Annotated in this window: 18 protein-coding genes; 12 read left to right on the top strand and 6 right to left on the bottom strand. The window is 58.9% G+C overall.

Features of this window, described 5'->3' with window-relative positions:
* The first annotated feature begins 281 nt into the window (after positions 1-281).
* Positions 282-1499, top strand: coding sequence for a 5-aminolevulinate synthase (hemA, locus tag ACUTJJ_RS02610; protein ID WP_063948362.1), 1218 nt, complete (start codon positions 282-284; stop codon positions 1497-1499).
* Between the two features lie 34 nt (positions 1500-1533).
* On the opposite strand, the gene dxr is transcribed toward hemA, so the two are convergent.
* On the bottom strand, positions 1534-2727 hold the full coding sequence (dxr, locus tag ACUTJJ_RS02615; RefSeq protein ID WP_445541197.1) for a 1-deoxy-D-xylulose-5-phosphate reductoisomerase: 1194 nt from the start codon (positions 2725-2727) through the stop codon (positions 1534-1536).
* Positions 2728-2854: 127 nt separating this feature from the next.
* On the opposite strand from dxr, the gene ACUTJJ_RS02620 reads away from it, so the two are divergent.
* Positions 2855-3556, top strand: a complete 702-nt coding sequence (locus tag ACUTJJ_RS02620; RefSeq protein ID WP_445541198.1) for a phosphatase PAP2 family protein — start codon at positions 2855-2857, stop codon at positions 3554-3556.
* 26 nt (positions 3557-3582) lie between these two features.
* Positions 3583-4839 (top strand): FAD-dependent oxidoreductase, encoded by a 1257-nt coding sequence (locus ACUTJJ_RS02625; protein ID WP_445541199.1) that lies wholly within the window; start codon positions 3583-3585, stop codon positions 4837-4839.
* 24 nt (positions 4840-4863) lie between these two features.
* On the opposite strand, the gene ACUTJJ_RS02630 is transcribed toward ACUTJJ_RS02625, so the two are convergent.
* From ACUTJJ_RS02630 to ACUTJJ_RS02645, 4 genes are read right to left on the bottom strand one after another with little or no spacing between them, the layout of a single operon-like run.
* Positions 4864-5790 carry an ROK family protein gene (locus tag ACUTJJ_RS02630; RefSeq protein ID WP_445541200.1) on the bottom strand — a complete coding sequence of 309 codons (927 nt, stop codon included), beginning with the start codon at positions 5788-5790 and terminating at the stop codon, positions 4864-4866.
* Between the two features lie 3 nt (positions 5791-5793).
* Positions 5794-6960 carry an N-acetylglucosamine-6-phosphate deacetylase gene (gene nagA / locus ACUTJJ_RS02635; protein ID WP_445541201.1) on the bottom strand — a complete coding sequence of 389 codons (1167 nt, stop codon included), beginning with the start codon at positions 6958-6960 and terminating at the stop codon, positions 5794-5796.
* Complete coding sequence (locus ACUTJJ_RS02640) at positions 6957-7979, bottom strand: SIS domain-containing protein (protein WP_445541202.1); 1023 nt, start codon at positions 7977-7979, stop codon at positions 6957-6959. Before ACUTJJ_RS02640 ends, nagA begins: the two co-directional genes overlap by 4 nt.
* 26 nt (positions 7980-8005) lie before the next feature.
* Positions 8006-8758: a GntR family transcriptional regulator gene (locus ACUTJJ_RS02645; RefSeq protein WP_063948375.1), complete on the bottom strand. Its 753-nt coding sequence runs from the start codon at positions 8756-8758 to the stop codon at positions 8006-8008.
* Between the two features lie 441 nt (positions 8759-9199).
* On the opposite strand from ACUTJJ_RS02645, the gene ACUTJJ_RS02650 reads away from it, so the two are divergent.
* From ACUTJJ_RS02650 to ACUTJJ_RS02670, 5 genes are all read left to right on the top strand, one after another.
* A complete protein-coding gene (locus ACUTJJ_RS02650; RefSeq protein WP_063948377.1) occupies positions 9200-10381 on the top strand; it encodes a Gfo/Idh/MocA family protein in 1182 nt (393 codons plus the stop codon).
* 13 nt (positions 10382-10394) lie between these two features.
* A complete protein-coding gene (locus ACUTJJ_RS02655; RefSeq protein ID WP_445541203.1) occupies positions 10395-11279 on the top strand; it encodes a carbohydrate ABC transporter permease in 885 nt (294 codons plus the stop codon).
* Positions 11276-12133, top strand: a complete 858-nt coding sequence (locus tag ACUTJJ_RS02660; RefSeq protein WP_445541204.1) for a carbohydrate ABC transporter permease — start codon at positions 11276-11278, stop codon at positions 12131-12133. Before ACUTJJ_RS02655 ends, ACUTJJ_RS02660 begins: the two co-directional genes overlap by 4 nt.
* A gap of 38 nt (positions 12134-12171) precedes the next feature.
* Positions 12172-13404, top strand: coding sequence for an ABC transporter substrate-binding protein (locus tag ACUTJJ_RS02665; RefSeq protein WP_209086950.1), 1233 nt, complete (start codon positions 12172-12174; stop codon positions 13402-13404).
* 185 nt (positions 13405-13589) lie between these two features.
* The gene (locus tag ACUTJJ_RS02670; protein WP_296071385.1) at positions 13590-14702 is read left to right on the top strand and encodes an ABC transporter ATP-binding protein; all 1113 of its coding nucleotides are present in this window, start codon (positions 13590-13592) and stop codon (positions 14700-14702) included.
* A 145-nt stretch (positions 14703-14847) separates the two neighbouring features.
* On the opposite strand, the gene ACUTJJ_RS02675 is transcribed toward ACUTJJ_RS02670, so the two are convergent.
* Entirely contained in the window at positions 14848-15333 is a 486-nt protein-coding gene (locus ACUTJJ_RS02675) for a hypothetical protein (protein WP_445541205.1), read from the bottom strand.
* Between the two features lie 243 nt (positions 15334-15576).
* Between ACUTJJ_RS02675 and ACUTJJ_RS02680 the strand changes: the two genes are divergently transcribed.
* The 4 genes from ACUTJJ_RS02680 to ACUTJJ_RS02695 all read left to right on the top strand — a co-directional run bounded on the left by ACUTJJ_RS02680 (position 15577) and on the right by ACUTJJ_RS02695 (position 20711).
* Positions 15577-16440 (top strand): MurR/RpiR family transcriptional regulator, encoded by an 864-nt coding sequence (locus ACUTJJ_RS02680; RefSeq protein WP_063948385.1) that lies wholly within the window; start codon positions 15577-15579, stop codon positions 16438-16440.
* 80 nt (positions 16441-16520) lie between these two features.
* Positions 16521-17303: an SDR family oxidoreductase gene (locus ACUTJJ_RS02685; RefSeq protein WP_445541206.1), complete on the top strand. Its 783-nt coding sequence runs from the start codon at positions 16521-16523 to the stop codon at positions 17301-17303.
* A gap of 44 nt (positions 17304-17347) precedes the next feature.
* Positions 17348-19267 (top strand): beta-N-acetylhexosaminidase, encoded by a 1920-nt coding sequence (locus tag ACUTJJ_RS02690; protein ID WP_445541207.1) that lies wholly within the window; start codon positions 17348-17350, stop codon positions 19265-19267.
* Between the two features lie 10 nt (positions 19268-19277).
* Positions 19278-20711, top strand: coding sequence for a M81 family metallopeptidase (locus ACUTJJ_RS02695; protein ID WP_445541208.1), 1434 nt, complete (start codon positions 19278-19280; stop codon positions 20709-20711).
* The last annotated feature ends 9 nt before the right edge of the window (positions 20712-20720 follow it).

Here is a 20720-nt window from a genome sequence, read left to right on the forward strand (position 1 = left end):
GATAACTAACAATTCGATGTCGTTTAGGGAAGCCTCCACCAAGGCATTCCTCCGAGCGTAAATCGATTGTGCCCCAAACAACGGCGCGGCGCAAAAAAGGTTCCAAAAATCCGCTTTTTTGATGTGAATCAATTTTGCGCTTTTCATGAGCGGCTATAAACGGTTTATTGGAATGGTTCAAAACAACGGCGAATTGACGCAGTGGCGGCTAAAATGACCCGCAAGGGTTGACGGTCCCGGCAACGAGGCAGAGAACGATCTGGTCAATTCTGGAGCATGGCATGGACTTCGAGGCATTTTTCACGACGGAACTGCAAAGCCTGCATTCTGAGGGACGTTATCGCGTTTTTGCGGATATAGAGCGGCAGCAGGGCAACTTTCCCCGCGCGACACGCTACAACGCCGATGGCGAGCGGAAGGACGTTACCGTCTGGTGCTCCAACGACTACCTCGGCATGGGCCAGAACCCGAAAGTCATCGAAGCCATGAAAGCCGCCATTGATCACTGTGGCGCGGGTGCGGGAGGCACCCGGAATATTTCTGGCACCAACCACTATCATGTCCTGCTCGAGCGCGAGCTTGCTGACCTCCATGGCAAGGAATCGGCGCTGATCTTCACCTCAGGTTATGTTTCGAACTGGGCCACCCTCGGCACGCTCGGCCAGAAGATACCTGGCCTGATCATTTTTTCGGACGCGCTCAACCACGCCTCGATGATCGAGGGCATCCGGTATGGCCGTTGTGAGCGGGTGATCTGGAAGCACAATGATCTGGAGGACCTCGAGGCCAAGCTCCAGGCCGCTGATCCGAACGCGCCGAAGCTGATCGCTTTCGAATCCGTTTACTCCATGGACGGCGATATCGCGCCGATCAGGGAAATCTGCGATCTCGCCGATCGTTATGGCGCCATGACCTATCTCGACGAAGTCCACGCTGTGGGCATGTACGGCCCGCGCGGCGGCGGCATTGCCGAGCGCGAAGGCCTGATGGATCGCCTGACGATCATCGAGGGAACGCTCGGCAAGGCCTTCGGCGTCATGGGCGGGTACATTACCGGCTCCGCCGCGGTCTGCGATTTCATCCGCTCCTTCGCTTCCGGTTTCATCTTCACGACGGCATTGCCGCCGTCGCTCGCCGCCGGCGCGATTGCTTCGATCCAGCACCTGAAGGCGAGCCCTTTCGAGCGGGCCCGTCATCAGGACCGCGTGCGCAAGCTGCGCGGGCTTCTCGACGCTCGCGGTATTCCGCATATGGACAATCCCAGCCACATCGTGCCGGTCATGGTTGGCGATGCTGCCAAGTGCAAATGGATTTCGGATATCCTGCTCGATAGCCACGGTGTTTATGTGCAGCCGATCAACTACCCGACCGTTCCGCGCAAGACCGAGCGCCTGCGCATCACCCCGACCCCGCTGCATAGCGATGCGGATATCGAAAACCTGGTGGGCGCACTGCACCAGCTTTGGTCGCACTGCGCGCTGGCGCGTGCCGTGGCGTAAAGCCGGTTTCTGGATTGAAGACTTCGGGCCGCGTTTACGCGGCCTTTTCTTTTGCGGCGATGATTGCAAGCGCATGGCGGCGGGCCTCCTCGTCCGTCGCGAAAACATCGTCGATCGTCGTCGCGGATCGGCCGTCATGCAGGTGGTCCATGACTGTTTCAACGATCTCGGCCATATCAAGGAAGCCAATGCTTCCCTCAACGAAGGCATGAAATGCGGTTTCCTCGGCGGCATTCAGGGCCGCACCCTGCAGGCCGCCGCGCTCCAGTGCAGTGCGAGCAAGGCGGATCGCCGGGAATCGCACTTCGTCCGGCGCTTCGAAATCCAGCCGCGCCAGCTTTGCGAAATCCAGTCTCTCAACATTCAGATTGCCACGCTGCGGAAAGGTGAGGGCATAGGAAATGGCGGTGCGCATGTCCGGCGCGCCGAGTTGGGCGATATAGGAACCGTCCGTGTAGCCCACCATCGAATGAATGATCGACTGTGGATGGACGATCACCTCCACCTGCTCGGGCCGGAGATCGAAGAGATATTTCGCTTCGATCATTTCCAGCCCCTTGTTGAACATCGAGGCGCTGCCGATGGAAACTTTGAGGCCCATCGACCAGTTGGGGTGGGCGCGGGCGACATCGGCCGTGACATTCGCCATCTCATCGCGAGACCAGGTGCGGAAGGGGCCACCGGATGCTGTCAGGACGATGCGCTCCACCGCCTGCTGATGGTCGCCCGTCAGGCATTGGAAGATCGCACTATGCTCGCTGTCGACCGGGATCAGCCGGCCACCACCCTGCTTGACGGTTCGAAGGAAAATATCGCCGGCTGATACCAGACATTCCTTGTTCGCAAGCGCAATGTCCGCTCCGCGCCGTGCCGCTGTGAGCGTCGGGGCGAGGCCGGGCGTACCGGCAATTGCCGCCATCACCCAGCCGGCATCAATGGAGGCTGCCTCTTCGAGGCCTGCCTTGCCCGCTGCAACCGTGATGCCGGTGCCGGCCAGCGCCGATTTCAGCGCTTGGTAATTCTCTTCCTCGGCTGTCACCGCGAGCTGCGCACCAAATTCTACGGCCTGTTCCGCCAGAAGTGTGATGTTTCCCGCTCCTGTGAGGGCGGCGATCTCAAACGCCTCGCGGCCTCCCAACTGGCGAACGACATCAATCGTGTTGGTGCCTATCGAGCCCGTCGAACCCAATATGGTGAGCTTGCGTGGCAATTTGCTGGCATTCGTCATCTTTGGCCCGTTTATTTATTTGGCAGATTAGGCTCTACCCGCGAAAACCTGCCATAACAAGGACAAAGCCCAGCTATTGTTTTTGTTGCCGACAAAGCCATATGCTGGAAAACAGAAGAGGACATCGATGCGACGTTTCGTGGTTTCCAGTGGCTGGATTTTTGCGGCAAGCCTTCTGCTGGTTCTCGTTTTCATTCCTTTTGATCCGCATCTTTCTGAAACCGCGCAGGCCCTGCCGGGTAAAATCGTCTCTTTCAACCGCGCCATCACGGACTTCGGAACGTTCCGCTGGATGCTCTATTCTACCGGGGCACTAGCCATTCTGGCCTATATTGCGGCGCGTGTCCTGCAAGCGCGGACCTATGGCGGGCACCTGCGAACGGCGTGGCGGCTTCTTGCTTATTTTTTCCTGACGATCGGAACAGCAAGTATTCTCGTCCACACGCTGAAATTCCTGATCGGGCGGGCGCGGCCTGAGCTTTTTCTGGAAATGGGTGCCTATAGTCTCACACCTTTCACCGGCGACAATCTTTACGAAAGCTTCCCTTCAGGACATTCAACGGCGGCGGGGGCGTTCTTCGGCGCCTTCGCCATGCTGATGCCACGCTTTCGCTGGGGCTTCCTGCTGCTTGCCCTCGTCATCGGGATTTCGCGCGTCATCGTCGGCGCCCATTATCCGAGCGATGTCGCCGCCGGATTGTTTCTCGGGACGTGGACGGCAATGGCCTTCGCCTTTATCTTCGCGCGGTCGCAGATGCTGTTTAAGTTCGATGCGCAGGGCTGGCCGCAACCGAAAAATGTGAGCCTTCCCTCCGCCGATCCGCGGTGAAGACGAGGCGTGGGGGGAGAGAAGTGATGGACACCGTGAAGAGCGCTCTGGGAGACAATAGCGGGGCCGCCCAGCATATCCGCACCACCATTGCCATCGCCGGCGGCGGACCAGCGGGCGTCATGCTCGGCCTGCTGCTGGCGCGGAGCGGGATCGACGTCGTCGTGGTTGAAAAACACGGGGATTTTCTGCGTGATTTTCGTGGCGACACCATCCACCCCTCCACGCTCGATCTGATCGAGCAACTCGGTTTCATCGATGAGTTTCTGAGCCTTCCGCATACGCGTGCACCGGCGCTTCATGCGGTCATTGGCGGCGAGCGCGTTACGATTGCCGACTTTTCCCGCCTTCCGGTCCGACATCGCTTCATTGCCTTCATGCCGCAATGGGATTTTCTCAATTTCCTCGTGGGGAAAGCCGGGCAATACGAGAATTTCAGATTGCTGATGAATGCGCCGGTAACGGGCCTTGTCGAGCGCGGCGGAAAGGTCGGCGGTATCAGGATCAATACGCCGCAGGGAGAGATAGAGATCGAGGCCGATCTGGTGGTGGGGGCTGATGGCCGCAGTTCCGTCGTCCGTGAGGCCGCAGGCCTGGAGGTCCAGCGCTTCGGTGTTCCGACCGAGGTGTTGTGGATGCGGCTCTCGAAACAGCCCGGCGATCCCAAGGAAACCATGGGCCATGCCGGTCCGCGACAGGGCTTCGTCATGATCGACCGTGGTGATTACTGGCAATGCGGTTATGTCGTGCGGAAAGGGTTTTTCGCTGACATAAAGCTTGAAGGCATCGAAGCTTTCAGGCGTAGGGTAGCCGAAATCTGCCCCTTTCCCCGCGAGAGGCTGGATGAGCTTAAAAGCTGGGATGACGTTTATCTTCTGACCGTCCGTATCGATCGGCTGAAGCGCTGGTGGAAACCCGGCCTGATCTGCATCGGCGATGCGGCCCATGCGATGTCGCCCGTCGGCGGCGTTGGGGTTAATCTCGCGGTTCAGGACGCCGTTGCGGCAGCGAATGTGCTTCTACCTGCAGTTCTTTCCGGCCGCGGTGTTTCAGACGACGATCTCGCCGCAATCGAAAACCGGCGATCCTTTCCCACCAAGGCAACGCAGTTTCTCCAGCGGATGATGCGTGTCGGTCGCAAAAACAAGCAGGTCGATGACGCGGAAAAAAAGAAAGGGCCGCCGGCCTTTGTGCTGGCAATCATGCGATTTCCGTTTCTGGCGCACCTCACCGGCCGATTGGTCGGACTGGGCTTTCGCCGGGAAAAGATCCACACGACCTGATCTCGCCCGGAGCATCTTCGGACGCTAGGCCGGAACCGCGACCTCGTTGGCATATTTCAGGCCGATGACCGCTGAACCGATCAGCCCAGGTTCGATGCGGCATATGGCGGGCACGACCAGGGGGCGATCAAAGCGCCTGAGGATGCGGGTTCTGACGGCAACATCGAGCGCTGTAATCAGCTCCCTGGAATTTGAAAGTCCACCGCCAACCGGGACGATGGTTGCGCCGGTCACGTTGATCACCATTGCCAGGGGCGAGGCGAGAATATCGACGAGGATATCAATGGTTCTGGCAGCACCCGCATCGCCCGCCTGCCACGCGGCGATAATGGCCTCGCTGCTCATCTCTTTTTGGTGAAGGTGCGCGTGCAGTTTTTCCATGCCGCGAGCGCTACCGATGGCGTCGATACAGCCGACAAGGCCGCAGCCGCATTCGAAGCGCGGCAGGCAGACCGGCGGGTTTCCGGCGAGCGTCGCCGCCACAGGGCCGTGGCCCCATTCGCCGGCGAAGCCGCCATCGCTGTTGATAAGCTTGCCATCGATGACGAGGCCACCTCCGACACCGGTTCCGAGGATGACGCCGAAGACCACGCGATGACCGCGACCGGAACCGATTTCGGATTCGGCGATCACGAAACAATCCGCGTCGTTCGATACGATGACGGGCAGACCCAGCGCCTTTTCGAGCTCGTCCTTCAAGACCCGGCCATGGATACTCTGAATATTGGCGACGGTTGCCTTGCCGGTGTCGGGATCGATGACGCCGGCAATCGACAGCGACACGCAGCCGGGCTCGCCGCCGCTTTGATCGATGACGGATTTCAGGCCGGCGGCGAAATCTTCGAAACTTGTCTTTGGCGTCGGGATGCGCGGTACAGGGCGGATATCGTCAGGAGCATAGGCCACCGCCCCCTTGATGGTCGTTCCACCGATGTCGAAACAGACGATCATGGGTCAGGCTCCGGTCCGTGCGGCGTCAAAGATTTTTTCGCCCGCTATCCATGTGGAATGCATCTGAAGGTCTGATGTCAGCATGACGAAATCGGCATCGAAACCGGGCATAAGTTTCCCCTTATGCGATACGCCGATTGCTGCGGCGGGATAGGCGGAGGCCATTCTCAGCGCTTCCTCAAGCGGCGCTCCCATTTTTTCGTGCATGAAGCGGACGCAGGAGAGCATATCGATATCTGCTCCTGCCAGCGTACCATCCTCAAGGGTCAGCCGGCCGCCGTTGCGGTAAACGCGTCTGCCATTCAGTTCAAAGCCGTCATCATCCGTGCCGATCGTCGACATCGCATCGGTAACGAGGAAGATGCGGCCCGGACCAGTCTTGGCGCGTAGCGCGATACCGATCGCCGCCGGATCGACATGAAAACCGTCGGCGATCAGTCCACAATCCAGCCGGCCATTCGAGAGGGCAGCGCCAACCACGCCCGGCTCGCGATGGCCGAGAGGGCTCATGGCGTTGAAGAGATGGGTTACCATGGATGCGCCGGCCTCGGCATAGGCCATCGCGACGGCGAAGCCGACATCGCTGTGGCCGAGGCTGACGATGACACCAGCTTTTTGCAGGGCCGTCACCTGCTCTTCAGTGACGTTCTCCGGAGCGATTGTCGTCAACACGAAGGGAAGCTGCGCCCTGCAGGCGGCCAGAACGTCAAGATCGGCCGGTTCCATCTTCCGGATCAGCGCCGGATCATGCGTGCCCTTGCGGGCGATAGACAGGTGCGGCCCTTCGAAATGCAAACCGAGAAAGCCGGGAACACCCGCTTTATGAGCGGCGACGCCTGCTCCAGCGGCCTTGGCTGTGATATCCGGCCGGTCGGTGATGAGGGTGACCATCAGCGCGGTGGTGCCAAATTTGGCATGGGCGGCGCAGATGCGGGCAATGCCGTCAACGTCGGGCTCATTATTAAACATCACCCCGCCGCCGCCATTAACCTGAAGGTCGATGAAGCCCGGTGCGATGAGCAGTCCCTCGGCCGCGATGACCTCAGCATCCGCAGGCGCCCCACTCGATAGTGTCGCAACCTCGCCGTTGCCGATGACGAGAACCTCGCCGTCATGCCATGTGGCGCCATCGAAAATGCGGGCGCCGACAAATGCCTTGCTGCTGCTCATTGGGTTTCCGTTACCTTCTTCAATGCCACGGGCGCATCCGGGTTGAAGCCGCGGGCGCACGACAATTGCTCGATAAAGCCGTAGAACGGCGCGATCAGCAACAGGGCGTCTGTCAGCGGATGGTTTGTTTCCACGAAAGGCAGGGACTTCGCCGGGCTGCCCTTGGCGGAGGTGACAAAAACGCTCGCGCCCTTGCCTGCAAGACCAGAAGCGATTTCCGTGACGGAGGTCTCGGCGCGGTCACGGGCTGCAAAAGCGATAACGGGGAATTTCGGTGCAACCAGCGACACCGGGCCATGCATGACCTCCGCGGAGGAGTAGGCCTCGGCGTGCAGTTCGCAGGTTTCCTTGCATTTCAGCGCGGCTTCCGCAGCGATCGCGAGAGCTGGTCCACGGCCCAGCATATAAAGCGATTCCTCACCTTTGACTGCCTCGCCGATCTGGCTCCAGTCCAGCGCCACGGCCGATGCGAAATTCTGGGGAAGGGCACCGACGGCTTCGGCAAGCTGTTTGTCTTCTGTCCACGCGGCAAGGATTGCGAGGCCCGCGACGATGGAGTTAACGAACGACTTGGTCGCCGCGACGGCCTTTTCCGGGCCTGCCTGAATGTTGATGGCGTGATCGGCCGCGTCGCCGAGGGGCGAGGGAAGGGTGTTGACAAGCGAGAAGGTGAGCGCGCCACCCTTGCGGGCGCTTTGCGTGAGAGCGACGATATCAGGGCTCTTACCGGATTGCGAAACGGCAAAAGCTGCCGCCCGCTCCAGCCTCAGCTGCGTCTGGTAGATGGATGCGAGTGAAGGGCCGAGCGAAGCAACCGGTAACCCGGTCTGCAACTCGATGGCATATTTCAGGAAATGCGCGGCGTGGTCCGACGAGCCACGCGCGATGGTGACGATAACAGCCGGATCACGCGCCTTCAGCTTGGCGCCGGCTTCCTGGAAATCCGCACTGGCATTATCAAGCAGGCGTGCGACTGCATCGGGAATCTCGTTGATTTCCTGGCGCATCAGGGTTGTCATTGTTTCGTATCCTCGATCGGTGTTTGTCATTCAGGCCCCATCGTCAGCTCGGCGACGAGGTCATAGGCATCGCTGCGGTACAGCGCGCGGGATATTTCCATCAGGCGGCCGCTTTCCAGATAGGCCATGCGCTGCACCGAGAGCGCCGCCGAGCCAGGGGGGACACCCAGCAGCAGGGTTTCTTCATCGGTGAGGTTGCGGGCAGAGATGCGCTGGATGGCGCGCACCGGGCGGATGCCGCTTTTCTCAAGTTCGAGATAGAGCGAATTTTCGACCAGTTGCGGATCCGGCAAAATGTCGCCCGGCAGGCTGGTGACTTCGAGCGCAATCGGTTGGTCGTTGGCAAGTCGCAAACGCGTGAGCCGCGCCACCATGGCTGACTGGGAAAGACCGAGCGCCATCATTTCGTCGCCGGTCGGGTGAAACAGGCCCCTGTCCAGCCAGCGGGTGCTTGCCGTCATGCCACGCCTTCGCATGTCCTCGGTAAAGGAGGTAAGCTTGGTCAGGGGCTGCTGCATGCGGGTGATGGGCTTGACAACAAACGTACCGGAACCGTGGCGGCGGACGAGAAGGCCGTCGCGGACGAGGTCGTCCACTGCCTTGCGCACGGTCACGCGGCTGACGCACGCGCTTTCTGCAATGTCGCGTTCCGGCGGTAGCGCGTCGCCATGTTTCAGGCGGCCCGCATTGATGGCGTCTTCAATCGTCTGGCGCAGCTTCAGGTAAAGCGGGCCGCCGCCTGATTGCAGGTCATCCAGATTTAGCGCTGCCCCGTTCATCCATAACCTCTGTCACAATCCCGATGTGGCTGCCTCTGGCTATACCACACGATGGCTGATCGGCAATACCAAAATAGAACCATTATCGAACATGTATTGCTGATCGGAGCATTTTTCGGGTTCTTGCCTCAATTTCAGGCCTGTTGGTCGAAATTTCTGCATTAACCAAAAAAATTTTCCTGTTGCTGTAATTACTCTAGACGATTGGCATTTTTTTGGTATTGTTTTGGCATCGGTTGCCGGTGGATAGCTGTTGCGCGTCCCGCTGGCCTGGAAGAATCGGTTTCTTGTCCGTGACTTGCCAGAGTGAGCCGAATTTTGCTTGACCGTTTTGAAAACTAATTTCATCATGGTTGGAGATTGTCGCAGATAATTGAATAACCGACGTAGAAATGGTTGCTTCTGCGAAAATTATTTACGAGTGAGCAGGGAACAAAGTTCATGAAGGTGGGAATAATCGGACTCGGATTCCGTCTTGGATATCTGGGCTACGTTTTTCATGAGATCGACAAGGATTTCGAGATCGTTGGCTATGTCGATCCCGCCCCGGCTGGTCTTCCTGGCTTGCAGGAGAAGGGCATCTCGGTCGGCAAGGCTTACGACAGCCCTGAAGCCTTGATCGAGAACGAGAAATTCGATCTCCTGATGATCGGCTCGCCGAACCACATGCATCTGGACCATATCAGGATCGGTCTTGAGGCCGGCTGCACCATCTTCTCCGAAAAACCCATCGTCGTCAGCATCGAGGAAAGTCTCGAACTCGCCCGGCTGCTCAACAAGCACGGCCATGAGCGGCTGCTGGTCGGCCTTGTCCTGCGATATTCGCCGCTTTACCGCGATCTGCGCGCCGCGCAGGCCGAAGGCAAGCTTGGCGATGTCGTCTCCATCGAGGCATCCGAACATATTCCTCCCTACCACGGCGCCTTCTTCATGCGCGACTGGCGGCGTTACGAGCACTATTCAGGCTCGTTCATGCTGGAAAAATGCTGCCACGATCTCGATCTCTATAACGGCGTGGTCGGTGCGCGGCCGCGTTTCGTCTCGAGCTTCGGTGGCCGCAAGAGCTTTACGCCGGCTAATGCGCCCCAGAATGACGGCATCAACGACATGGAAGTCTACCATCGCAAGCCGAGCGGCTGGATGGGATCCGACAAGGTATTCGACAGCGATGGCGATATCATTGATTACCAGACTGCGATCGTCGAATATGAAAATGGCGCATCGTTGGCCTTCCACACCAATCTCAACGTTCCCGACGATTTCCGCCGCTTCTGCGTGATCGGCGCCAAGGGTATGGCTGAAGGTGATTTCGTGCGCGGTTTCCTCAACGTGCACAATGCCCGCACCAACGAGAAGACGGTCGCCAAGACCTATTCGGCGGCGACAACGCTCTCACAGCATTATGGTGCGGACGAGCAGATGGCCGAGGACGTCATCGCCCATGTCGTCAAGGGAGCGCCCTTACCGGTTTCCGCGCTGGATGCGATCGAGGCCGGCATTCTGGCGTTGGCCATGGATGAGGCGCGCCATGGCCGCAAGGTGGTCGATCTCAAACCGGTGTGGGAGGCATATGATCTGGCGCTGCACGGTCAGCTGCACTCCCCCGCCGTGAAATCGGCTTGAGGGGGACTGCGCGATGGATGCTAAACGCAGCGCAGTCATTTTCGCCTGGCTCCTTCTTGTCCCGGCGCTTCTCTATATAACGCTTGTCGTTGCTTACCCGCTGGTCGACACCTTCATTCTGTCGTTCACCGATGCGTCGCTTAAAAAGGTGACGAACTGGGTAGGTTTCGTCAATTACGAGAAGATTTTCAATGCGACTTTCGCCGATGTCATCACGCGGACCTTTATCTGGACGTTTTTTTCCGTTTCGATAAAGATGATCATCGGCACCTTTGGTGCAGTGCTGTTGAATTCCGCCGTTCCCGGCCGGGCGCTGTTTCGCATCCTCACCATGCCGCCATGGATCGTGCCGATGGCTATCGGCATCTTCATGTGGGGCTGGATGTATAACGGTCAGTTCGGCATGATTTCGGGAGTGCTGCAGAATCTCGGCCTGGTGGACGGCCCCATCGCCTTCCTCGCCTATGGCAAAACGGCCTTCTGGGCAACGATCGCGACGGATGTCTGGATCGGTGTTCCCATGGTGACGCTTTACCTGTTGGCCGCCATCCAATCCATTCCACAGGACCTGTATGAGGCCGCCTGGACGGATGGCGCAAGCCGCGCCTATCGCTTCCGTCGCATAACACTGCCGCTGATGCTGCCGGCCATGATTACCATGTCGGTGCTGTCCTTGATTTCGACGTTCAATTCCTTCGATATCATCTGGATCCTCACCCGTGGCGGACCGAATGGCGAAACCACGACGATGATCATCGACACCTACAAGACGGCGATCGGGGCCTACAAATATGGCGAAGGCGCTGCGCGCGCCGTGCTGATCTGTATCTTCCTGTCGATCTTCACCTTCTTCTATTTCCGTATCACCAGCCGTATCTCGCAGGAGGCCAGCCGATGAGCGACAGACATGCGAGGATCAACCGCTACGCCTGGTATGAAATCATCGGAATTTATTGCGGCGTTGCCGTGTTCCTGACCTTCGTTCTGGCGCCCTTTGTGGAAGGTTTTCTGGTTTCGCTGAAGCCGCTCAGCCTGCTTTTTTCGTCGCCTTACAAATTCTGGCCCGAGAATGGTTCGTTTGAAGCCTACCGGACGATGTGGGTCAGCGTTCCCGGCTTTGCCATCTATATCTTCAATTCCTTCTTTATCGCCGGCAGCATTACGCTCATCGTTCTGATACTGGTGATACCCGCTTCCTATGCATTTGCCCGCTTCAATTTCAAGGGCGCCGGTCTGCTGCTGGGCATATTCCTGGCGGTGAAGATGTTCTCGGGTGCGGTGCTGCTCATTCCGCTGTTCCGCCTCATGCGGTCGATCGGCGTGCTGAACACCTATTTTGCGATGATCATCCCCGGCGTCGCCTTCATCATCCCGACGGGCATCCTGCTTCTGGTAACCTATATGCGCCGCATACCGCGCGAGCTGGAGGAGGCGGCCTATGTGGACGGTGCAAGCCGCCTTTACACGCTGCGCCGCGTGGTTCTGCCGATTGCAACGCCGGGCATCGCTGTCGTTGCCATCTCCTCGTTCATCGAGGCCTATGCGCAGCAGTTCATCTACGCTCTGACCTTCAATTCCAAGACCGAATATATGCCGCTGCCGGTTGGACTGTTTGCCTATTTCGGCCGGCAGGAAGTGGTCTGGAACGAGTTGATGGCGGCAAGCTTCGTCGGCATCGCGCCAGCAATGATCGCGATTTTCCTGATGCAACGATATCTCGTCGGCGGGCTGACCGCCGGCGCGGTGAAATAAAGCAATAACCGGAACGACCACCAAAACGGGAGACTACAATGGCACTGAAACATTACGGTTTGGCGCTCTGCGCCTTCGCATTTGCCGGTTCCACCGCCCTTGGCACGGTGACGGCACATGCCGCCGACAAGGAGATCAGCTGGATCTACTGCGGCGACAAGATGGACCCGATCCATGAGAAATACATCAAGGAATGGGAAGGCAAGAATGCCGGCTGGAAGGTCGTGCCTGAGGTCGTCGGCTGGGAACAGTGCCAGGATAAGGCCACCACCCTCGCTGCCGCTGGCACGCCGGTCGCCATGGCCTATGTCGGTTCGCGCACACTGAAGCAGTTTGCGCAGAACGATCTCATCGTTCCGGTGCCGATGTCGGATGAAGAGAAGAAGAGTTACTACCCGCACATCGTCGACACCGTGACCTTCGAGGATACGCAGTGGGGCGTACCGGTGGCCTTCTCCACCAAGGCGCTTTACTGGAACAAGGACCTGTTCAAGCAGGCCGGCCTCGATCCGGAAACGCCGCCGAAGACATGGGCGGAAGAAATCGCCTTCGCCAAGCAGATCAAGGAAAAGACGGGCATTGCCGGTTACGGCCTGCCTGCCAAGACCTTCGATAACACCATGCACCAGTTCATGCACTGGGTTTACACCAATAACGGCAAGGTCATCGACGGCGACAAGATCACGGTCGACAGCCCGCAGGTTGTCGAAGCCCTGAAGGCCTACAAGGACATCACGCCTTATTCCGTCGAAGGTCCAACGGCCTATGAGCAGAACGAAATCCGCGCCATCTTCCTCGATGGCAAGGTCGGCATGATCCAGGCCGGGTCGGGTGCTGCAACCCGTCTTCAGGAAACCAAGATCAACTGGGGCATCACGACGCTTCCGCTCGGTCCTGAAGCCAAGGGGCCCGGCACCCTGCTCATCACCGACAGCCTTGCGATTTTCAAGGGAACCGGTGTTGAAGAAAAGGCGACCGAGTTTGCCAAATTCATCACTTCGCCTGGCCCGCAGGGCGAATATGAGCTGCAGGGCGGCGCCGGCCTGACCCCGCTGCGCCCGTCGGCCAAGGTCGATGAATTCGTCGCGAAGGACCCCTTCTGGAAGCCGCTGATCGATGGCATCGCCTATGGTGGTCCCGAGCCGCTCTTCACCGACTACAAGGGCTTCCAGGATACCATGATCGAGATGGTGCAGTCTGTCGTGACTGGCAAGGCAACACCGGAAGATGCCGCGAAGAAGGCATCCGCCGCTCTCGAGCAGTACAAGTAAACATCCATGAGGAGGATGCGGGCGCAACGTTGCCCGCATCCGATCGGTTTTCGCTGCGGGAATGCTGGCGCCTTCAGGTGCTTCTCCCGTGTTTTTTCAACGGTTTCGATCCGGCGCGGTGTGGCGCGGGTTCGGGACATCTCTGAACGCGGCCCGATGTCGGCCGCCGCCGGGAGAGGCAAGTCTTGGGTCAGCTTTATCTCAACAACGTCCGCAAGAACTATGGACATTTCGAAGTCATCAAGGGCGTTCAGCTCGACATCAGGGATGGCGAGTTCGTCGTTTTTGTCGGTCCTTCCGGATGCGGTAAATCCACATTGCTTCGCATGATCGCCGGCCTTGAAGATATTTCCGCCGGCGACGTCGTCATCAATGGCGTGAAGGTCAACGAACTGCCGCCTGTCAAGCGCGGCATCGCCATGGTGTTCCAGTCCTATGCGCTCTATCCGCATATGACTGTTTTCGAAAACATCGCATTTCCCCTCCGGGTCGAGAAGATGGAGGAGGAGAAGATCAAGCAGAAGGTTGAAGGCGTTGCGAAAATCCTTCAGCTCGACCAGCGCCTGCAGCAGCGGCCCGGCATGTTGTCCGGCGGCCAGCGCCAGCGCGTCGCTATCGGCCGTGCGATTGTGCGCGAGCCGAAGATATTCCTTTTCGACGAGCCGCTCTCAAACCTCGATGCCGCCCTTCGCGCCGACATGCGCATCGAGCTTACCAATCTTCACAAGACGCTGAAGGCGACGATGATCTATGTCACTCACGATCAGGTGGAAGCCATGACCATGGCCGACCGCATCGTGGTGCTGAATGCCGGCGAAATCGCCCAGGTCGGTGCACCGCTCGAGCTATATCACAAGCCGGCAAACCTCTTCGTGGCCGGTTTCATCGGCAATCCCAAAATGAATTTCCTGAAGGTCACCTGCAAATCAGTCAGCGCAGAGGGCGTGACTGTGGCATATGAAGGCCAGACAATCACCGTGCCGGTGGAGCCTCGTGCGGGTCTTGAGGGTTCTAAGCTGACGCTGGGCATTCGCCCGGAACATACCCTGCTTGAAGCCGCCGATCTTAATATCAAGGTTGCGCCGAGTGTGATCGAGCGGCTCGGGATCAACACGATCGCTTACGGGGTCGCGCCGACGGGCGAGAATTATTGCGCCCTGCTGTCGGGCTCGGCACCTGTTGTCGTGGACGAGCCCATTGTCACCGGCATCAAGGCCGCCGATTGCCATCTGTTCGATGAGAGCGGCATTGCGCTCGAGCGACGCGTCGATCTCTCCGTTCTGAAGTTGATACAATAGGGGCTGGAGCCGGGCTATGACATCTGTTGACCCATGCCCGGCTGTTTCCGACACGACCCGTGTGCGGCAGTCTTCTGTCTCGAGACGAAAAAACAACGCCGGACGTTCGGCCCGGCGTTCACATCTTTCTCTGATGCTTGTTGGTTCAAGGCATGGGGTTGGGCATGTAGCCGGTGAAGCCGCTGATTTTCCAGCGCCCTTGGTGCAGCCTGCAATAATAGAGCGTCTGCCATTTCATGACGTCAAAGCTGCCATCGGCCTTGCGAAGCCCGCCGTCGAACTTCTTGCGCACCAGCGCGGTTTCTCCTTCCACTTCGATCTCTTCGAGCGTGGTTGTCGTGAAAATGGCGTGGCGCGGATCGTCCGCAAATTTCTGGGTCTGGAAATCATGCGCCTGCCGCAGCCATTCCTCCCGATAGGCCGAAAGAGATGGGAAAGACAGGCGCCAGTTGTCCGGGTTTGGATCTCTGTTGGCATTGATTCCGAGGAAGCCATCCTCAACGAAGTCGCCCGCGACCCTCGACCAGTCAGCCGCGAGGAAGGCATCGATGTCGCGCGTCACCAGCATCTCCCAGATGGAGTGGCGGGCACTGTCGGTTTCGGGGAAGGGATTTTTGAAGGGGTCGCGCATCATTCGGGTCCAATGTTGAAATTGTTTTCAGATTTTGGATATTTATCTGGCGAATATTGTTGGCATATGCTCATCTCTCAATCAACAGAGAAAATTATTTTCATTAAGGAGATGTCGGTGCTGTCGTCAGAGGGACGAAATACGCTTGTTTCAAGGAGGAATGCGGTTGACGGGCGCATCTTAATAGGATGCATCGGGAACGGGGCCAGACTTTAGGTTTTGGCACAACGGAGACCGGCGAGCATGGATATTTTTGCAAAGATTCAGGAAGACAGGGGACAGTTCTCGCAGTCGGAGCGGCGGATAGCCGACATTCTGGTCTCGGATTTCGAATTTGCGGTCAATGCGTCGATCATCGAGCTTGCGGCCCGCGCGGAAGTATCGCCACCAACGGTGACGCGTTTTTGCCGGCGGCTGGGCTGCCAGAGCTTTTCCGATTTCAAGGTGAGCCTTGCCAAGACGGCTTATGTCGGCGTTCGATATCTGACGTCCGAGCCCTCCAGCACCAGCCCGTCAGACGTTGCTGAAGAGGTATTGGCCAAGGCGCAGGAAGCTCTGTTTCTGTTACACAGGACGCTCGATCCGGCGCTTGCAGATGCGGCGGCGACAAAGATTGCCAATAGCGGCATGATCTATGCCTTCGGAGCGGGCGGCAATTCGTCGATGATCGCTTCCGAGATTCAGAACCGGCTGTTTCGCCTTGGGTTGCGGGTTTCGACCAGTGCCGATCACAGCATGCAGCTGATGATGACGGCCGCAGCACGCAAGGAAGACGTGATTATCGGCTCGTCCTTTTCGGGGCGCAATATGGAGTTGGTGAAGTGCTTCAGGCTGGCGCGCGAAATGGGCGTGACGACGATTGCACTCACCCAGAGCGACACGCCCGTCGCCGCCGCCGCGGATATGGTGGTGGCGGTCAATGTGCCCGAGGGAAACAATATCTTCCGCCCGACCTCGTCGCGCTATGCCTATCTCGCCGCCGTCGATGTTCTGGCGACGCTTGCTGCCTACCATCAACGGCAAAGGTCAATGGTGACCCTGCGTCACATCAAGCAGCAGCTTGTCGAGCATCGTGACCCGGACGACAGGCAATTGCTCGGTGATTGAGGGTGGAATGATCGACAAAATAGGTGCTTTGCCTGAACCCGCTTAACGACGGGTTGCAAGCTTCAAGGGAGTTGCAGGACATGCAAGACAGAAAAGACCAACTCGCCGTGGTAACCGGCGCGGCCGGCGATATTGGCCGGGCAATTGCCGCGGCACTCGCTGAGACCCATGCAAGGGTGGTGTTTGTCGATATCGACGCTGACGCCCTTTCAGGGGCTGTTTCGCTGCTGTCCGATTCCGAAGTCATTGCGAAGACCTGCGACGTTACGGACCCGCAGGACCTTTCAAGGCTGGCGGCTGAAGTCGCCGAACTGGGTGATGTCGCCACCCTCGTTAACAATGCGGGTGCTGCAAGAGCCGTCAGCCTGCATGATACGACGCCCGAAATCTGGCGCAAGGACAATGCGCTCAATCTGGAAGCGCCGTTTCTCTGCTTCAGGGCATTCGAGGAAGCGTTGAAGCGCACGCAGGGCTCTGTGGTCAACATCACCTCCGTGAACGGCATGGCAGTCTTCGGTCATCCGGCTTACAGCGCGGCGAAGGCCGGCTTGATCCATCTGACGAAACTGATCGCCGTTGAATACGGCAAGTTCGGCATTCGCGCCAACGCCGTTGCGCCCGGCACGGTGCGCACACAGGCGTGGGAGGCCCGTGCTGCTACCAATCCCAGGGTATTTGAGGAAGCGCAGCATTGGTACCCGCTGCAACGGATCGTCAAGCCCGAAGACGTCGCAAATGCGGTCGCTTTTCTGGCGGGTCCTCAGGCTGCTGCCATCAGCGGCGTGTGCCTGCCGGTCGATTGTGGCCTGACGGCCGGGCAGGCGCCGCTGGCGCGGACGTTTTCGCAATCCGAACACTACTGATCAAAACCCTTTTACGGGTTTAATGCGAAATAAAGGGGAGCATCATGGCGCTCGCACAGTATCGTCTCGAAAATTCCTGGCATCCGCTTGCCGACTCCGCATCTGGCGGCTTCACTTTCACCCTGGTCAATCTGTCGCGTGAGCCGTTGACGGATTTCCGCATCGTTTACACGTCGCTGACGCGGACGGTGGACAAGCCGGTTTGCGACAACGCGGTTTACCTGCGCCGAAATGCCAATTTCCATGAATTTGCGCCGCCGGTCGGCTTCGTGCTGGAAGCCGGACAATCCTGGCGCTTTACCGTCGATGGCCTGCTGCGACCGGCGAGGCACCGCACGGATGGGGCAAAGTCTGCTTACATCAGCCTTGCCGATGGCACGCATCGCGCCGTGGATGTGGGGGACTTGATGCTGGATGGCCGTCACAGCGAACCGGCGCCGGTGCTGCTTCCCGAAGGCAAGCTCGATCTGCCCTTCGCCATTCAGCCCTGGCCCGCCGAAATCGACGCCGAGCCCGGCGAGGGCTTTCCCGTCGCGCTCTTCCCGACGGAAGATGCGGGAGCCGAAGAAGTGCTTGCGGTGGAAACCGTGCTGTCGCTGTTCCGCAGGCTCTTTGCCGTCGGGCATGTGCCTTTCAGCCTTGCGCCGGTGCATGAAGGAAAACCACTGCATTTCAAGCGGCATAGCGGGCTGGAAGCGGAAGGTTACCGCATTTCCTTCTCCAGCGACGCTGTGACAGTCGAATATTCGGCTGCTGCCGGTCTGCAATATGGTCTCACGGTTCTGGCGCAGCTGCTGCATGGCGCGCGCGTCGATCCGAAATTCCGGTTCCCAGCCTCGGGCACCATCGGCGATGCGCCGCGCTATAGCTGGCGCGGCTGCCATCTCGATGTTTCGCGGCAGTTTTATCCGACAGACGATGTGCTACGGCTGATCGATATTCTCGCATGGCTGCGTATGAACCGCTTCCACTGGCATCTGACGGACGATGAGGCATGGCGTCTGGAAATCAAGGCCTATCCGCTGCTCACGACGATCGGTGCGACGCGTGGCCCGGATGCGCCGCTCCTGCCACAGCTCGGCAATGGGGCGGAGCCGGTTTCCGGCTTTTACACGCAGGACGATGTGCGTCTCGTGGTCGCGCATGCGGCGGCATTGAATATCGAGGTCGTGCCGGAGGTCGATATTCCCGGTCATAGCACGGCGGCTTTGGTTGCCTATCCGGAGCTGACGGATGGGCAGGAAGCACCTGACAGCTACCGTTCCGTGCAGGGATACCCGAACAATGCACTTAACCCCGCGATCGAGCAGACCTACGAATTCCTCGGCAAGATCTTTGACGAGATGGTTGAACTCTTTCCGTCACGGCTGATCCATATCGGCGGTGACGAGGTTGCGGACGGATCGTGGCTGGCCTCGCCGCTTGCGAGGGGTCTCATGGAGAAGGAAGGGCTCGATGGCACTTTCGGTATTCAGTCCTACTTCATGAAGCGCGTCCAGGCCATGCTGCATGAGCGCGGCCGCCAGCTTGCCGGCTGGGATGAGGTTTCTCACGGCGGCGGCGTCGATCCGTCGGGAACATTGCTGATGGCGTGGCAAAAGCCGGAGGTCGGGCTTGAGCTGGCAAAGCAGGGTTATGACGTGGTGATGACGCCAGGTCAGGCCTATTATCTGGACATGGTGCAGGATGAGGCATGGCAGGAGCCGGGTGCAAGCTGGGCTGGCACCGTTCCGCCGTCGCATACCTACGGGTATGAGGCCGTTGGCGAGTTTCCCGACGAATTGAAGGAAAGGATGAAAGGCGTTCAGGCCTGCATCTGGTCCGAACATTTCCTCAACCGCGCCTATTTCAACCACCTCGTTTTCCCAAGGCTTCCGGCCATTGCCGAGGCGGCGTGGACACCGAAGGCGCAAAAGGACTGGCTGCGTTTTGCAGCCATCGTTCCGTTGAACCCGGTTTATTGAGGAGGGTGGGATGCGCATTGCCATTGGCGGTATTCATACCGAGTGCAGCACCTATTCCCCCGTGTTGATGGTGCAGGAGGATTTTCGCGTCTTTCGCGGCGTAGATCTTCTGGAGGCGGAATATTTCAGTATCCTTCGCGAGGGCGGGGCGGAACTGCTGCCGCTGCTGCATGCGCGGGCGGTGCCGGGCGGCCCGATTTCACGCGCAGCCTATGATGCGTTCAAGGACGAATTCCTCGAGCGTCTGAAGACCGCATTGCCGCTGGACGGGCTTTATCTCGCCATGCATGGCGCGATGAATGTCGAGGGCATGGATGATGCGGAAGGCGACTGGATTTCCAGTGCCCGAGCTTTGGTTGGCCCGGATGTTGTTGTCGCGGCGAGCTACGATTTGCATGGCAATGTCAGCCAGACCATTATCGATCAGCTGGATATTTTCGCCGCCTATCGCACAGCCCCGCATATCGACGTACGCGAAACGATGGTGCGTGCCTGGACGATGCTGAACAAGGCTCTGAAGACGGGAGAAAAGCCCGGCGTGGCCTGGGCGAAAATTCCGGTTCTGCTGCCGGGCGAAAAGACGTCCACGGAAGACGAGCCTGCCAAAAGCCTCTATGCCGCCCTGCCGGATTACGATGCACGGTCCGGCGTGTGGGATGCGAATTTCATGATCGGTTACGTCTGGGCCGACGAGCCGAGGGCGACCGCTTGCGCGGTGGTGACGGGGACCGACAAGGCGGCGGCAAAGGCTATCGCCACCGAAATTGCGCAATCCTACTGGGATGCACGGCAGGATTTTCGTTTTGGTCCGGTGACGGAGCCGCTCGACACCATCCTGGGGATTGCCGAAAGGACCGCCACACGGCCGATCATTCTTGCCGACTCCGGCGATAACCCGACGGGCGGCGGAGTGGGCGACCGCGCCGATGTACTGGCGGCGCTGATTGAGCGCAACTGGCAGGGTGCGCTGTTGGGCGGCATAACCGACCGGCCGGCTGTTGACGCTTGTTTTGCTGCTGGCGAAGGTGCTGCGCTTTTCCTGAAGATCGGCGGCAGTCTCGATCCGCAGAGCCCGTCCGTGACCGTTGAGGCCCGTGTTGTGAAACTGGACGATCCAGGTGCTGCTGACCAACGGCAGGCGGTGGTCGCCATCGGCGGCATCACGGTCATTCTGGCGGCGCGGCGCAGGCCCTATCACATGATTTCCGATTTCACCCGTCTTGGCTTTAATCCAAAGGAGGTGCGGCTACTGGTCGTCAAGTCCGGTTATCTTTCACCGGAGCTTGCGCCTATTGCCAATCCCAACTTCATGGCGTTGACGGAAGGCGTCATCAATCAGGATATCGAAAATCTTCCCAATCGCCGCCGGGACGGCGATTTTTACCCATGGAAGCCGGATTTCGATTATTCACCCACACCCGTTCTGTCGGCCCGCTGGCGATGACGGCGCTCC

It is taken from the genome of Agrobacterium sp. DKPNP3, assembly GCF_052686535.1.